13 protein-coding genes are annotated in these 14,167 nt (G+C 72.6%); 5 read left to right on the forward strand and 8 right to left on the reverse strand.

All coding sequences use genetic code 11. The annotated features are described in order from the left end of the window. The first annotated feature begins 320 nt into the window (after positions 1 to 320). The 3 genes from IEY93_RS17485 to IEY93_RS17495 all read left to right on the forward strand — a co-directional run bounded on the left by IEY93_RS17485 (position 321) and on the right by IEY93_RS17495 (position 1,479). A complete protein-coding gene (locus IEY93_RS17485; RefSeq protein ID WP_203968639.1) occupies positions 321 to 857 on the forward strand; it encodes a MarR family winged helix-turn-helix transcriptional regulator in 537 nt (178 codons plus the stop codon). 153 nt (positions 858 to 1,010) lie between these two features. Then, on the forward strand, positions 1,011 to 1,259 hold the full coding sequence (locus IEY93_RS17490) for a DUF6400 family protein (protein ID WP_189164134.1): 249 nt from the start codon (positions 1,011 to 1,013) through the stop codon (positions 1,257 to 1,259). Further along, the gene (locus IEY93_RS17495) at positions 1,246 to 1,479 is read left to right on the forward strand and encodes a hypothetical protein (RefSeq protein WP_189164135.1); all 234 of its coding nucleotides are present in this window, start codon (positions 1,246 to 1,248) and stop codon (positions 1,477 to 1,479) included. Before IEY93_RS17490 ends, IEY93_RS17495 begins: the two co-directional genes overlap by 14 nt. Before the next feature lie 137 nt (positions 1,480 to 1,616). On the opposite strand, the gene IEY93_RS17500 is transcribed toward IEY93_RS17495, so the two are convergent. From IEY93_RS17500 to IEY93_RS17525, 6 genes are all read right to left on the reverse strand, one after another. Further along, positions 1,617 to 2,408 (reverse strand): MOSC domain-containing protein, encoded by a 792-nt coding sequence (locus IEY93_RS17500; protein WP_189164136.1) that lies wholly within the window; start codon positions 2,406 to 2,408, stop codon positions 1,617 to 1,619. A 129-nt stretch (positions 2,409 to 2,537) separates the two neighbouring features. Then, on the reverse strand, positions 2,538 to 3,542 hold the full coding sequence (locus IEY93_RS17505) for a ketopantoate reductase family protein (protein WP_189164137.1): 1,005 nt from the start codon (positions 3,540 to 3,542) through the stop codon (positions 2,538 to 2,540). 44 nt (positions 3,543 to 3,586) lie between these two features. Next, complete coding sequence (locus tag IEY93_RS17510) at positions 3,587 to 4,591, reverse strand: LacI family DNA-binding transcriptional regulator (protein WP_229691229.1); 1,005 nt, start codon at positions 4,589 to 4,591, stop codon at positions 3,587 to 3,589. 5 nt (positions 4,592 to 4,596) lie between these two features. Further along, positions 4,597 to 5,481 (reverse strand): carbohydrate ABC transporter permease, encoded by an 885-nt coding sequence (locus IEY93_RS17515; RefSeq protein ID WP_189164139.1) that lies wholly within the window; start codon positions 5,479 to 5,481, stop codon positions 4,597 to 4,599. After that, positions 5,478 to 6,404 carry a carbohydrate ABC transporter permease gene (locus IEY93_RS17520; protein WP_229691230.1) on the reverse strand — a complete coding sequence of 309 codons (927 nt, stop codon included), beginning with the start codon at positions 6,402 to 6,404 and terminating at the stop codon, positions 5,478 to 5,480. The genes IEY93_RS17515 and IEY93_RS17520 overlap by 4 nt, the downstream gene beginning before the upstream one ends. Beyond that, on the reverse strand, positions 6,401 to 7,717 hold the full coding sequence (locus tag IEY93_RS17525) for an ABC transporter substrate-binding protein (RefSeq protein ID WP_189164140.1): 1,317 nt from the start codon (positions 7,715 to 7,717) through the stop codon (positions 6,401 to 6,403). Before IEY93_RS17525 ends, IEY93_RS17520 begins: the two co-directional genes overlap by 4 nt. Before the next feature lie 186 nt (positions 7,718 to 7,903). Here IEY93_RS17525 and IEY93_RS17530 point away from each other — a divergent pair, with 186 nt between their 5' ends. Beyond that, the gene (locus tag IEY93_RS17530; protein ID WP_189164141.1) at positions 7,904 to 9,877 is read left to right on the forward strand and encodes a beta-galactosidase; all 1,974 of its coding nucleotides are present in this window, start codon (positions 7,904 to 7,906) and stop codon (positions 9,875 to 9,877) included. 7 nt (positions 9,878 to 9,884) lie between these two features. On the opposite strand, the gene IEY93_RS17535 is transcribed toward IEY93_RS17530, so the two are convergent. Then, positions 9,885 to 11,519 (reverse strand): sensor histidine kinase, encoded by a 1,635-nt coding sequence (locus IEY93_RS17535; RefSeq protein WP_203968640.1) that lies wholly within the window; start codon positions 11,517 to 11,519, stop codon positions 9,885 to 9,887. A gap of 168 nt (positions 11,520 to 11,687) precedes the next feature. Then, positions 11,688 to 12,257: a TetR/AcrR family transcriptional regulator gene (locus IEY93_RS17540; RefSeq protein WP_189164142.1), complete on the reverse strand. Its 570-nt coding sequence runs from the start codon at positions 12,255 to 12,257 to the stop codon at positions 11,688 to 11,690. A gap of 127 nt (positions 12,258 to 12,384) precedes the next feature. Between IEY93_RS17540 and IEY93_RS17545 the strand changes: the two genes are divergently transcribed. Further along, positions 12,385 to 14,001, forward strand: a complete 1,617-nt coding sequence (locus tag IEY93_RS17545) for an MDR family MFS transporter (RefSeq protein ID WP_189164143.1) — start codon at positions 12,385 to 12,387, stop codon at positions 13,999 to 14,001. Positions 14,002 to 14,167: the final 166 nt, after the last annotated feature.

Raw genomic sequence — 14,167 nt, forward strand, 5'->3', positions numbered from 1 at the left:
CGTCCGAATAAATACTAGGACGCCCTAGCATCTCACCGGAACCCAAGCCCGCGATGTCCCCGAAATGAGGGGCGCCCGAAGTGCGGCGAGCACACGGCTCCCTCAGGGAAGCCGGGGAGCGGCGCGGCGGACCACTACCTCGGCCGTATGCCGGGTGCGGCCGCCCCGAAGGCGGCGAAGACGCGGACCGTCCCGTTCACCGTTCATCGAATCGATCGCCGTGGTGCCCCGCGATCGGCGCGCCGCTCGCCGGCGGGCGGCGCGGCGGGGGCGGGCGTGCGAACGGCCGTCGGGGAGTGGAGGTGGATAGGATCGTCGGTGTGACGGGCGACGGGGGGCTGGACGAGCGGGAACAGCGTCTGTGGCGGGCCTTCGGCGACATGCGTCAGCGGCTCGACGCCGCCATCGAGCGCCGGCTCAACAGCGCCGATCTGTCCGGGGCCGATTTCCAGTTGCTGCTGCCGCTGATGGAGGCGCCCGGCCGGGGGTTGCGGGCCCGCGAGCTGCGGCTGAAGGTCGACTGGGACCGCAGCAGGCTCTCGCACCAGATCCGGCGCATGGAGCAGCGGGGCCTGCTCGCCCGGGAGGACTGCCCGGGTGACGCCCGGGGCACGGTGATCCGGCTGACCGCCGACGGTCTGGCCGCCGTCCGGGCCGCGGCGCCCGGCTACGTCGACACGGTGCGCCGGCTGTTCGTCGACCTGCTCACGCCAGACGAGGTCGAGATGATGCTCGCGGTGTCCCACCGGGTGCTGGCCCGGCTGGCCGAGGAGGAGCTCGGGCCGGGCCGGTCGGTGTACGTCGGCACCGTCGACCATTCCCCGCCGCCGGCCGCGGAGGCGTCCCCGTCCGCCTGACCGCCTCGGCGCCGGGTCATGCGATGGTGTGAGAAGTGTCACCGGGATGCCCCGGGAGAGCCCTGGTGTGGGCTATTAAATGCGACATATGGTGATGAAACGGACAAAGAAGTCCAGTATTCGGCCGTTCTCCGCTCCACGGAAAGTCGCGTCATGGGCCACGAAACCGGGCATCCGCACATCGTCTTCGAGATGGACCTCACGCTCCACGAGACCCGCCGCCGCGCCGAGGTGGTCGCTGCGCTGGGCCCCGGCTGGGACCCCGTGGCGGTCATGCGCGGCGAGGAGGAGGCCTACGACCTGCTGTACTCCGGGCTGGACCGCGAGCAGCGGCAGACCTACGAGATGCTGGTGAGCGCCGGGGTGCTCCCGCCGCGGGGAGCCGATCGTGCTGCCGATTGACCCCACCGCGGACATCGGCCGCCGCGCCTGGATCGCCTGCCCGCACTGCCGGGACGACCGGCACTGCGGCGAGTGCCGCTCGGGCCGCAACTGCCGCGACCACTGGCGTTACCTGCTGGGCACCACCGGCAGCGTCCTGCACGTGCAGTGCCCCGGGTGCGCCCACCTGTGGGACCACGAGACCCACTTCGGCGCCGCCCGCCCCCGCCCCTTCCACTGAGCCGCCGCCCCACCGCCAGGGGCCGCGCCTGATGCCACTGGAGAGCCTGCCGCGCCCGGCGGCCCGTGCCCCGGCTCCGGTGGCCTGGGCCGTGCGAGGCCGGGTGTCCGCGCGAGCGTGGCCTGGAGGCAGGTGCGTCAGGAGGCCGGTGGCCGTGCGACGGTCTGGGCGGCCGCCGGTGTGGGGGACGGCGTCGCGCCGGTGGACACCGTGACCGGGTCGCCGTCCCGGACGACACCGGCCCGCACCACCCGCATGATCAGCCCGAAGATGTTGCCGTGCGCCTCGATCAGCTGCCGCTGCAGCTCCGGCCACCGCTCGCGGCCGAAGGGGTCCCAGCTCGGCACCGCGCAGCGGACGCACGGGCCGGTGTGCTCGCCCGCCGTGCCGAGCACCACCTCGCCCGCCGTGAGCGTCACCTCGCCCTCGAAGAACCGCTCGGCGAACGCCGGGACGCCGGCCTCCAGGTGCAGGTTGGGCCGGAAGCGCTCCAGGGCGACCGGCGCGCCCATCTCCTCCTCCAGCGCCCGCCGGGACGCTTCGAAGGTCACCAGCACGGTCGGCCCGCGGTCCTGCTGACCGTCGGCGGCGCGCAGCGAGACCGGGGCGCCGAAGGACTCCGCCAGCGCCGAGGGCAGATCGGGGTCGTCCCACGCCCACGCCGCGCCGCTCGCCGAGTACACCACCGGCGGCCCGGGCGGCTCGGGGGAGCCGTCGCAGGTGGCCGGGTAGGCGGCCTCCCAGGCGAGCATGCGGGGCGACTGCCGCACGGTCATCCGCGTGCCCGCGCGCCTGGGCCGTTCGTCCACCAGCGCGTACGCGCGGTCGCCCGCCATCCCGCGGGCGTCCAGCAGGGCGCTGCCGACCCGCTCGCCGCGCAGCGACTTCACCGGCCAGCGGTACAGGCCGCGAATCCGTCCCTGATACATGCCAGCAGCCTAAGAGCCGTCCCGTGGTGGGTGCGGTCCGGGGTCGCGGAATCCCGCCGAGCGCGAGCGGCCGGGCGGATCGTGCCGCCGCCGGACCGGCAGGGCCGCCAGGACGACGTCCCCGCCCGGTCAGCGGGCGGCGGCCTCCTCCTCCACGAGCTTGAGCAGGTCGGGCAGGCTCATGGACCCGGGCGGCCGCTGCTCGCGGGCGAACTCGGCGGCGAGCCTGCGCACGGTCTCGTTGGCCGGGACCGGCACGCCGTGCAGCCGGCCGAGCAGGATGATCTCGCCGTTGAGGTAGTCCGCCTCGATGCTGCCGCTGCCCTTGGCCAGGCTCTGCCAGGACGAGCCGCCGGGCCGGTCCAGCCCGTCGACGGCCACCTCGTGCACCTGGTCGCCCCGGACGCGGGCCTCCTCCTCCGGAGAGGTGAAGGGGATGCCTGCCGCGGCCAGCACGGCGCGGCCCTCGTCCAGCAGGCGCTCCACCAGCGGCCCGGCCCCGGGAGCCAGACCGCAGATCGCCTGCGGGGCGTTGCCGAGGTTGGTCAGCAGCTTGCCGTACTTCCAGCGCATCACGTCGGGCACGACCGGGGCGAGGAACATGGCGCCGCGCAGGTCGGCGGCGATCCGCTCGATCGTCTCGTCGGTGCCGCCGGGGTAGCGGCCGAGGGTCAGCAGACCCGACAGCGGTGCGCCGTGCGAGACCACCGCGCCCGGCGACAGGTGCAGGGCGGGCAGCCAGACGCACACGCCGTACACGTGGCGGAACAGGCGCAGCGCCATCCGCTCGTTCTCCACGGCGTTCTGGGCGCACAGCAGAGGCAGCACATCGGCCGCGGTGCCGCCCCCGGCGACCGGCCGCGGCGCCCACGCGGACAGGATCTCCTGGCTGTCCTGGGTCTTGACCGCGAGCACGAGCACGTCGTCCGGCCGCAGGTCGATCTCCTCGGGGCCGGCCGCGGCGGTGACCGGCAGGGTCACCGTGCCGTGCGGGGAGAGCAGGTGCAGGCCGTCCTGGCGGATCGCGTCCAGATGCGCGCCCCGCGCGACCAGGACGACCTCGCGCCCGCTCTGGGCGAGCCGCCCGCCGATCGTCCCGCCGACCGCGCCGGCGCCGATGATGATGTAGCGCATCACGCGATCATCCCACTGGCCGCGCGCCGCGCCGGGTCCGGGGGTCAGGCCGACTCGCGGACGACCAGCTCGGTGGGCAGGACCACCGGGTCGACGTGCCCGGCGCCGTCGATCAGGTCGAGCAGGAGGCGCACGGTCTCCTCGGCGACCCGCTCGAGCGGCTGGCGCATCGTGGTCAGCGGCGGGTGGGTGGACACCGCGACCGCCGAGTCGTCGAAGCCGCCCACCGCGACGTCCTCCGGCACCCGCCGCCCCGCGGCGCGCAGCGCGGCCAGCGCGCCCGCCGCCATGAGGTCGGAGCCGACGAACACCGCGTCGATGCCGGGCGTGCGCTCCAGCAGCTCTGCCATGGCGACCTCGCCGCCGCGCCGGGTGTAGTCGCCGTGGGCGATGAGCTTCTTGGTCGCCCGCCGGCCCAGCACATCGACGAAGCCCTCCAGCCGGCGCAGCCCGCCCGGGGTGTCCAGCGGCCCGGTGATGGTGGCGATGCGCCTGCGCCCCCGCCCGGCCAGGTAGCGGGTCATCTGCCGTGCCCCCTCGCGGTCGTCGGCGGCGGCGTAGGGGATCGGCGACCGCCGGCCGAGCACCTCACCGCAGGCCACGGCGGGCACCCCGGCGACCTCCAGCGCGTCCAGGAGCGGGTCGCCGGCGTGCGTGGAGACCAGCAGGACGCCGTCGGCGTGCCCGCCGCGCAGGTAGCGCATCACCCGGTCGCGGTCGCCGCCGTCCCCGGCGATCATGAGCACCAGGGAGACGTCCCGCTGCGCGAGCCGCTGGGTGGCGGTGCGCAGCAGGACGCTGAAGTTCGGGTCCTCGAACAGCTTCTCCTGCGGTTCGGACAGGACCAGGGCCACCGACCCGGTGCGCTGGGTGACCAGGCTGCGGGCGTTGCGGTTGACCACGTAGCCCGTCTCGGCGATGGCCCGCTCGATCGCGGCGCGCGCCGCCGTGCTGACGTACCGGTCGCCGTTGAGCACGCGCGAGACCGTGCCGCGCGAGATGCCGGCGGCGGCGGCCACGTCGTGGATGGTGGGACGCTTTCTGGTCACGCGCATCAGTTTTTCACGGAGCCGCTGGACAGGTCGGTGCGCCAGTACCGCTGCATGGTCAGGAACAGCGCGACCAGTGGGATGAGCGACAGCAGCGTGCCGGTGATGATCAGGTTGTACAGCGACGGCTGGTTGGCCCCGGCGGCGAGCATCGTGTACAGGCCGACGGTCATCGGGAACCGGTGGTCGTCGCCCAGCATGATGAACGGCAGCAGGAAGTTGGTCCAGATCGCGACGAACTGGAACAGGAAGATGGTCACCATGGCGGGCAGCATCAGCGGCAGCGCCACGTTCAGCGCGAGCCGTCCCTCGGTGGCCCCGTCGATGCGCGCGGCCTCCAGCAGCGCGTCCGGGATCGCCGCGGCGGCGTACACCCGGGCCAGGTAGATGCCGTACGGGCTGAGGATCTGCGGCAGCAGGACCGACCAGTAGGTGCCGGCCAGCCCGGCCTTCGACAGCAGCAGGTACTGCGGGACGGCGAGCACCACCGCGGGCACCAGGACGCCGCCGAGCAGCAGGTTGAAGGCCAGGCCGCGGCCGGGAAAGCGGAACTTCGCCAGCGCGTAGCCCGAGACCGCCGACACGGCCGTGGACAGCAGCGCCCCCACCCCCGCGTACAGCACCGTGTTGAGCATCCACAGCCAGAACACCCCGTCGCGGTAGGCCGCGAGGTCGGCGAGGTTGGCGAGCAGGCCGGTGCCGGGCAGGAGCGTCGAGGTGGTGAACAGCTCGGCCCTGGACTTGGTGGCCGCGACCAGCACCCAGGCCACGGGGAACAGGCAGTACAGCGCGCCGAGCAGCAGCACCGCGGTCGGCGCCGCTCCGTACGCGCGGCGGCGGCCCGGACGGGCCGTCCCGGCCGCCGGTGCGGTCGCGTTCGCCCGGGTCATCGGCCCTCCCCGAAGGCGCGGTCGCGCACCACGCGCAGGAAGCCGAACGACAGCACCACCGAGATCGCGGCGATCACCACGGCGGTGGCCGCCGCCGAGTACAGGTCGCCGGTGACGAAGGCGTCCCGGTAGACCTTCATCAGCGGGCTCCAGGTCGTGCTGATGGTGTTGGTCAGCGGGCGCAGCGTCATGGGCTCGGTGAACACCTGGACGGTGGCGATGATCGAGAACACGGTGGTGAGGATGATCGCGGGGGTCACGATCGGCACCTTGATCCGCAGGGCGATCTGCGTCTCGCTCGCGCCGTCGATGCGCGCGGCCTCGTAGTACTCGCGCGGCACGGCCCGCAGGGTGGTGTACAGCACCAGCATGTTGAAGCCGACGCCGCCCCAGACGGCCACGTTGGCCATCGAGAAGGTCACCGTGCCGGCGCCCAGCAGGTCGACGCGCGCGCCGAGAGCCGACAGCGCGTCGTTGACCGGGCTGACACCGGGCAGGTAGAGGAAGCCCCACAGCAGCGAGGCCGCGACGCCGGGCACGGCGTACGGCAGGAAGATCGCCGCCCGGGAGAAGCGGGCGAAGCGGACGTGCAGTGTGTCGAGCAGGAGGGCGAACAGCAGGGCGAGGCCGAGCATCACGACCAGCACCAGCGCGCCGTAGCCGAGCACGCGCAGCCAGCCGGCCCACAGTTCGCCGTCGCCGAGCGCCGTGGCGTAGTTGGCGAGGCCGACGAAGACCTCCTTCCTGGCGCCCTTGCCGAGCCCGAGCCCGGACACCTTGGTGCGGCGCAGGCTGAGGTAGGCCGTGTAGCCGATGGGCAGCGCCGTGAACAGCGCGAACAGCACCATCGCCGGGGCGAGGAAGAGATAGGGCGCGGCGCCCGCCCGCCGGGTGCGGGCGCCTGCCGGGCGGTGTGGGCTCACGGGACGATCTGGAACCCGGACTTGCGCATGTCGGCGACGGTGGCGTCCTGCATGGCGCGCACCGCCGCGGCGAAGTCCGAGCGGTCCTGGATCGCCTTGCCGAAGGCGTCCTTGAAGGCGTTGTAGGTGACGTTGACGTTCGGGCCGAAGGTGAAGCCGCGGGCGGTGGCGCCGATCTCGGCGGCGGTCTTCCAGAAACCGGGCCGGTCGGCGAAGTAGTCCGGGTCCTTGGACAGCGCGGCCTGGCCCTTGACCGACGCCGGGTACACCGCGCCCTGGCCGGCGAGCAGCGCGACCGCCTGCGGGTCGGTGTTCAGCCAGGTGGCGAACCGCACGGCCGCCTGCCTGCTGGGGGACGTGGCCGCCACGGCGGTGGAGGAGCCGCCCCAGAACCCGGTGTGCGGCTCGCTCGCGTTCCACTGCGGCAGCGGCGCGACCGCCCACTTGCCCTTGCCGTCGGGGGCGTTGCTCGCCAGCACGCCCGGTGCCCACACGGCGGAGATCCAGGAGAGCTGGGTGCCGTCGTTGAGGGCTTTGTTCCACTCGGGGGTGAAGTACGGCTTGTCGCCGATGACGCCCTCCTTGACCAGGCCGCCCCAGTAGCCGGCGACCCGCAGGGTCGGCTCGTCGGCGATCGCGACCTTCCACGCCTCGCCGTCGATGGACCACCACCGGGCGCCGGCCTGCTGGGCCAGCCCGGCGAAGGAGCCGGGGTCCTTGCTGGAGAAGGCGCCGAGCAGCACCTTGGGGTTCTTCTCGTGCAGGGCGCGCGCGGTGGCGGCGTACTCGTCCCAGGTCGTGGGCACCTTGAGGCCGTACTTGTCGAACAGGTCCCTGCGGTAGTAGAACATCATCGGCCCGCTGTCCTGCGGGATCGCGTACACCGCGTCGGTGCCGAGGGTGACCAGGCTCCAGACGCCCTCGCCGAACTCGGCCTTGGCGGGCCCGGCCTCGGCTTTGATGTCGGCCACGGCGTCGGCGGCCACGAACGAGGGCAGCATCTGGTACTCCGCCTGCACCAGGTCCGGCGGGTTGCCGGCCTTGGCGGCGGTGAGGAACTTGGCCGCGGCGTCGTCGCCGCCCGCCTGCTTGCTGACCGTGACCTGGATGTCGGGGTGGGCGGCGTTCCAGGACTGGACGATCTTGTCCATGTTCGGGACCCAGGTCCAGTAGGTCAGCTTGACCGGCCGGGCCGGGGCGCCGGCCGACGCGGCGGGGGAGGCGGTCTCCCCGGCCGTCCCCCCGGAGCACCCCGCTGCGAGTGCGGCGGCGAGCGCGACCGCCGCCACCGCCGAGAGCCGTCGTGTACCCATGCGTAGCTCCAAGTCCGAGGTTCGGTGCCACATGTCTGTGAACGTTCACAGAGTGAGAAGCCCGATACCTTCGCGTCAAGGTCTGTTACATGGTCGTTAAACCGCACGAAGGACCGGCCGATGCTTCCCGGCTTCCTGACCTTCGATTACTGTGCACGTTCACAGAACGGATACCGAGGGGGCACCATGCGGGGCATCGCGTACGGCGGGGACTACAACCCCGAGCAGTGGCCGGAGGAGACCCACCGCGAGGATCTGCGGCTCATGCGCGAGGCCGGGGTGAACCTGGTCAACATCGGGATCTTCGGCTGGGTGCTGATGGAGCCCTCGCCCGGCGCCTACGACTTCGGCTGGCTCGACGAGATCGTGGACGGCCTGCACGCCACCGGTGTCCGGGTCGGCCTCGGCACGCCCACCGCCGCCCCGCCCGCCTGGTTCTCCCGCCTGCACCCCGCGTCCCTGCCGGTCACCCGCGAGGGCCACCGCATCGGCGTCGGCGGCCGCGAGTCGGCCTGCCCCAGTTCCCCGGAGTACCGCGAGGCCACCGCGAACCTCGCGACCGCGCTCGCCGAGCACTACGCCGGCCACCCGGCGCTCTCGCTGTGGCATGTCCACAACGAGTACGGCGCCCCGCTCGGCGAGTGCTACTGCGACACCAGCGTCCTGGCGTTCCGGGGGTGGCTGCGCCGCGCCTACCGCGACCTGCCGGCGCTCAACGACGCCTGGGGCACGGCCTTCTGGGGGCAGCGCTACACCGACTGGGACGAGATCGACGTGCCGCGGGTCAACCACACCGTGGTCAACCCCGCCCAGCGGCTGGACTTCATGCGCTTCACCTCAGGCGAGCACCTCGACTGCTTCCGCCTGCAACGCGACATCCTGCGGCGGATCACCCCTTCGGTGCCGGTGACCACCAACTTCATGTCCACCAACTGCAAGTCGATGGACTACTGGGCCTGGGCCCGGGAGGTGGACGTCGTCTCCAACGACCACTATCTGCAGGCCGAGCGGCCCGGCAACCACATCGACCTGGCCATGTCCGCCGACCTCACCCGCTCGCTGGCCGGCGGCCCGTGGATGCTCATGGAGCACTCCACCGGCGCGGTGAACTGGCAGCCGCGCAACATCGCCAAGCGGCCGGGGGAGATGCGCCGCAACAGCCTCGCCCACGTGGCCCGCGGGTCGGACTCGGTGCTGTTCTTCCAGTGGCGCGCCTCACGGTTCGGCGCCGAGAAGTTCCACTCGGCGATGGTGCCGCAGGCCGGCACCGACTCGCGCATGTGGCGCGACGTCGTGGCCCTCGGCGCCGACCTCGCCGAGCTGGCGGAGGTGGCCGGCGGCGCGGTGCGCGCCGAGGTCGCCCTGGTGTGGGACTGGCAGTCGTGGTGGGCGCTGGAGCTGGAGTGGCGCCCGTCCGCCGACCTCGCCTTCCGGGAGCGGATGGACGCCTACTACGAGGCGCTGTGGCGCTCGCACGTCACGGTCGACTTCGTGCACCCCGCCGCGGACCTGTCCGGCTACCGGCTGGTGGTCGCGCCCAGCCTGTACCTGCTCACCGAAGCGGCGGCCAAGAACCTGCGCGGGTACGTCGAGGCGGGCGGGCACCTGTTCGTCTCCTGTTTCTCCGGCATCGTGGACGAGCACGACACCGTGCACGACGGGCCTTACCCGGGGGCGCTGCGCGAGGTGCTCGGCCTGAGCGTCGAGGAGTTCCACCCGCTGCGCGAGGGCGAGACCGTCGCACTGAGCTCCGCGGGCTCGGCCGCCGAGGCGGCGGGCGAAGGCCGCGTCTGGTCCGAGCGGGTGCGCCCCGCCGGAGCCCGCGCGCTGTGGTCCTTCGCCGGCGGCCCGGACGCCGGGCACCCCGCCTTCACCCGCCACGACCTCGGCGCGGGCGCCGCCTGGTACCTGGCCACCGCCGTCGCCGACCCGCGCGCCGCGCTGGAGGGGGCACTGGACGCGGCCGGCGTCGACCGCCCGCGCGGTGTGCCCGAGACGCTGGAGCTGGTGCGGCGGGCCGGGCACCTGTTCCTGATCAACCACGGTGACGAGCCGGTCACCGTCCCGGGCGTCACCGGGCGGGGAGTGCTGGACGGCGTGGAGTACGCCGGCGGCGCGACCGTCCCGGCCGGCGGCGTCACCGTCGTCCGCGAATCCTGAAGGCGCGTCAGGCGCCGCCGGATCCCGGAGCGGGCAGGGGAGCGGCGGCGCGGCCGGTCGCGGGCTCGGCGGCGGCGCCGTCGGGGACCGCGGGCAGGGTGAACACGAACGCGCTGCCGTCGGCCTGGCCGGCGTCCAGGCGGATCGTCCCGCCGTGGTACTCGACGATCTTCTTGCACAGGGCCAGCCCGATGCCCGTGCCCTCGTACTCGCCGCGGTCGTGCAGCCGCTGGAAGATGACGAAGATCTTGTCGGCGAACCGCGGCTCGACGCCGATCCCGTTGTCGCGGACCGCGACCTCCCACAGGTCGCCGGCGCGCTCGGCGGTGATCTGGATCCGCGGCGGCCGGTCGGCGGAGCGGAACTTCATCGCGTTGCCGAGGAGGTTCTGCCACAGCATGGTGAGCAGGGCCTCGTCGCCGAGCACCTCGGGCAACTCGGGCCGGAACACCACCGCGCCGGACTCCTCGGCCAGCGTCTCCAGGTTGGCCAGGGCCCGGTCGAGCGGCACCCGAAGCGGCACCGGCACCCGCTCGTTGTTCCCGCGCCCGACCCGGGAGAAGGTGAGCAGCTCGGAGATCAGCATCTGCATGCGCTTGGCGCCGTCGACCGCGAAGGCGATGTACTCGTTGGCGCGCTCGTCGAGCCGGTCGCCGTACCTGCGCTGCAGGAGCTGGCAGAACGCGGTCACCTTGCGCACCGGCTCCTGCAGGTCGTGCGAGGCGACGTAGGCGAACTGCTCCAGCTCGGAGTTGGAGCGGCGCAGCTCCTCGGTCTGCTCGGCGAGCAGGTCGGCCTGTTCCTGCAGGCGCCGCTGCGCGTCCCGCGACACCGAGAGCTCGGCGGAGATGCGCCGGCGCATGGCGTCCACATCGGCGGCGAGCATCGTCAGGTCGCTCGGGCCCCTGATGTCGATGACGTGGCCGAACTCGCCGTTGGCGACCCGGCGCGCGGCCGCCCCCAGCCGGTCGAGCGGGCGCAGGACGGCGTAGCGCAGCAGCAGGGCCACCAGCAGCAGGGTGAGCACGAACACCGCCAGGATGGCGGCGAGCACCAGGTTGCGCCACAGCCGGGTCTGGGTGAAGCCGGCCTCGGCCCGCGCCTGCGCCCGCTCCAGGTCGGCGGCCTGCTGGTCCATCGCCGCGCGGATGCGGTCGAACAGCTGGTTGCCGGCGGCGACGCGGGCCGGATCGGCCGTCCCCGCGCCGCCCACGCGCACCGCCTCGATCATCGGGCGCGCGTACCCCTCGCGCCAGGTGCCCGCGCGCACCTCGACGAGGTCGAGGTCGGCGAGCAGCGTGCTGTCGGCGAGTGACCGGCGCAGCGTCGCGACCGAGGCCCGCTCCCGGGCCAGGCCCTGCTCGAACCCGGTGGTGAACTCCTGCCGCCCGCTGACGATGTAGCCGTGGACGCCGGCCTCCTGGTCGAGCAGGGCACCGCGCAGGCGCTCGGCGGCCAGCAGGCCAGGGGCGACGCGCCTGGTCATCTCGTCGGCGGCGGCGGTGCTGCGGCCCAGCGCCAGTACGGCGGCGGCCGCGGAGACCGTCAGCAGCACGGCCATGACGGTCAGTGTGACGGCGAACCAGGCACGTGTGTTCAGCCGGGGCCAAGTGGCGGCACGCCCGTAGCCGGAGATGCTCACCGGTCCTCCTTCGTCATCGCCGGCCTGCCCTCGTGGACGGGGCCGCGCCCTCCCAGCATGCTCGCCACGATCGGCGCACCGAAACGTGGGCGGTGCTCCGCGACCGGCTCGCGTGCGGGCGGCGGAGCTCGGACGGGCGCAGAGGGAGGACGCGACGGGCCGCGCGGGTCAGGAGCCGGTGGGCCGGGCGGACTCCAGCAGGTCCAGGGCCAGGTCGAGAGCGGCCTGCTTGCGCTCCTCGTCGGGGATCTTCTCGTCCTTGAGCACGAACCACGCGGCGTGCAGCGTGAAGATCGCCATGGAGGTCCGCAGGCGCTGGGCGGTCGTGGCGTCCTCGTCCCACATCAGCCCGCTGAGGGTGTTCATCATGTCGCGCATCCGGTCGAACTTCGGATGGCCGCGCAGCGCGGTCTGGTTGCGCTCCATGAACCGCATGAACGCGTGGTGCCGGCCACTGTGCACCTCGTCGGCGTACCGCCGGATGAACTCCCGGCGGGTCTCGATCGTGCGGGGCAGGCCCTGCGCCCAGGCGATGAGCCGTTCCATGACCGCCTGCCGGTCCTCGGCCAGGCTCGCCACGATGTCCTCTTTGGTCTTGAAGTGGTAGTAGAGCGCCGCCTTGGTCACTCCGAGCGACTCGGCGATCTCGCGCAGGGAGGTCGCCTCGTAGCCCTGCTCCGTGAAGAGTTGCAGGGCGACCTCCTGGATACGGGCTCGCGTGTCGGTCTGTGCCCTCATATGCGTTCAGACGCTCCCTGGCTTCTCGAAATGAACTTGACGGCCGGCAAGTAAGGACCCTACCTTGGCAGTCTAATCACTAGCCGGTCGGCAAGTAAGTAAGCGTTCGCCAAGGGGGCGTAAAGTAATGACGGAGATCGAGGCCGAGACAGTTCCCGGCCGCCGGCGGGAGGTAATGCTCGTCCTGCCGGGGCTGATGCTCGCGATGATCCTGGCGATGCTCGACAACATGATCGTCGGCACCGCCATGCCGCGCATCGTCGGCGAGCTCGGGGGTTTGGCCCATCTCTCCTGGGTGGTCACCGCGTACGTCCTGGGGACCACCGTCTCGACGCCCATCTGGGGCAAGATCGGCGACCTGTACGGGCGCAAGAACATCTTCCTGTGGTCCATCGCGATCTTCATGGTCGGCTCGGCACTGTGCGGCATGGCCGGCTCGGCGATGTTCGGCGGCACCGCCGACGGCATGGCCGAGCTCATCGGCTTCCGCGCCCTGCAGGGCCTCGGCGCCGGCGGCCTGATGGTCAACGCGATGGCCATCATCGGCGACCTCGTGCCGCCCCGCGAGCGCGGCCGCTACCAGGGCATCATGGCCGCCATGATGTCGCTGGCGATGATCGCCGGCCCGCTGGTCGGCGGGTTCATCACCGACCACCTCAACTGGCGCTGGGCCTTCTACGTCAACCTGCCCATCGGCGCGGTGGCGTTCGTCCTGCTGGTCTTCCGGCTGAACCTGCCCAAGCACCGCACCGAGCACCGCATCGACTGGCTCGGCGCCGCGCTGCTGTCGGTCGGCATCACCGCGCTGGTGCTCATCACCACCTGGGGCGGCAACGAGTACGACTGGACCTCCTGGCAGATCCTCGGCCTGGCCGCGCTCGCGGTCGTGTCCCTCGCCCTGTTCATCCCGGTGCAGCGCCGCGTGGCCGAGCCGATCATGCCGCTGCACGTCTTCCGCGACCGCAACTTCACGCTCATCTCGGGGGTCGGCTTCCTGCTCGGCTTCGCCATGTTCGGCGCGATCAACTTCCTGCCGTTGTTCCAGCAGACCGTCCAGGGCGCTTCGGCGACCAACTCCGGCCTGCTGCTCCTGCCGATGATGGCGGCGGCCATGGCGGTCTCGCTGTTCGTCGGCCAGGCCATCACCAGGACCGGCAAGTACAAGATCTTCCCGGTCGTGGGCGGCGTGCTGATGGCGGTCGCCATGTGGCTGCTGTCCCTGCAGGACGTGCACACCTCCTCCCTGCAGACCGGGCTGTTCATCGCCGTGCTCGGCCTCGGCATGGGCGGCCTGATGCAGACCACCATGCTGATCGCGCAGAACAGCGTCGAGCAGAAGGACCTCGGCGTGGCCAGCAGCGCCTCGACCTTCTTCCGTTCGATCGGCGGCTCGTTCGGCGTGTCGCTCTTCGGCGCCGTCTTCAACAACCAGCTCACCGCGAACCTGACCGACAAGCTCGGCCCGCAGGCGGCGCAGATGGCCCAGGGCGGCGGCGGCCGGCTCGACCCCACGTCGCTGTCCCACCTGCCCGCGCAGGTGCGGCTCGGCTTCCTGGAGTCGCTGGCCTCCTCCATCTCCTCGGTCTTCTTCTGGGCGATCTTCTTCTCGGCGGCGGTGCCCGTCCTGGCGCTGCTGATCAAGGAGATCCCGCTGCGCAGCGGCCCGGCCGCCCCGGGGGCCGGCCGGCCCGCCGACCAGGCCGACCGGCCCCAGGACGCCGCCCCCGTGGCGGCCTTCGACTGAGCCGCCACGCCTCTGCGCTGTACCCGACGGCCGTGACCCCGCGAGGTCACGGCCGTCGCCGCATCCGGCCCGCAGGCCGGGCGGGCGGGACGTCCGGCTGTCCCGATCAAGGGCACGGCAAGCCGCCCGCAAGCGCGCCCGCCTATCTTCATCGTGCCCTCCCCCC

Source organism: Sphaerisporangium melleum, assembly GCF_014646695.1.
Lineage (GTDB): Bacteria > Actinomycetota > Actinomycetes > Streptosporangiales > Streptosporangiaceae > Sphaerisporangium > Sphaerisporangium melleum.

Coding starts and splice junctions, on each gene's coding strand:
- IEY93_RS17545 (WP_189164143.1), top strand. CDS start 12,385: ATGACGGAGATCGAGGCCGAGACAGTTCCCGGCCGCCGGCGGGAGGTA.
- IEY93_RS17505 (WP_189164137.1), bottom strand. CDS start 3,542: ATGCGCTACATCATCATCGGCGCCGGCGCGGTCGGCGGGACGATCGGC.
- IEY93_RS17530 (WP_189164141.1), top strand. CDS start 7,904: ATGCGGGGCATCGCGTACGGCGGGGACTACAACCCCGAGCAGTGGCCG.
- IEY93_RS17540 (WP_189164142.1), bottom strand. CDS start 12,257: ATGAGGGCACAGACCGACACGCGAGCCCGTATCCAGGAGGTCGCCCTG.
- IEY93_RS17490 (WP_189164134.1), top strand. CDS start 1,011: ATGGGCCACGAAACCGGGCATCCGCACATCGTCTTCGAGATGGACCTC.
- IEY93_RS17525 (WP_189164140.1), bottom strand. CDS start 7,717: ATGGGTACACGACGGCTCTCGGCGGTGGCGGCGGTCGCGCTCGCCGCC.
- IEY93_RS17515 (WP_189164139.1), bottom strand. CDS start 5,481: ATGACCCGGGCGAACGCGACCGCACCGGCGGCCGGGACGGCCCGTCCG.
- IEY93_RS17500 (WP_189164136.1), bottom strand. CDS start 2,408: ATGTATCAGGGACGGATTCGCGGCCTGTACCGCTGGCCGGTGAAGTCG.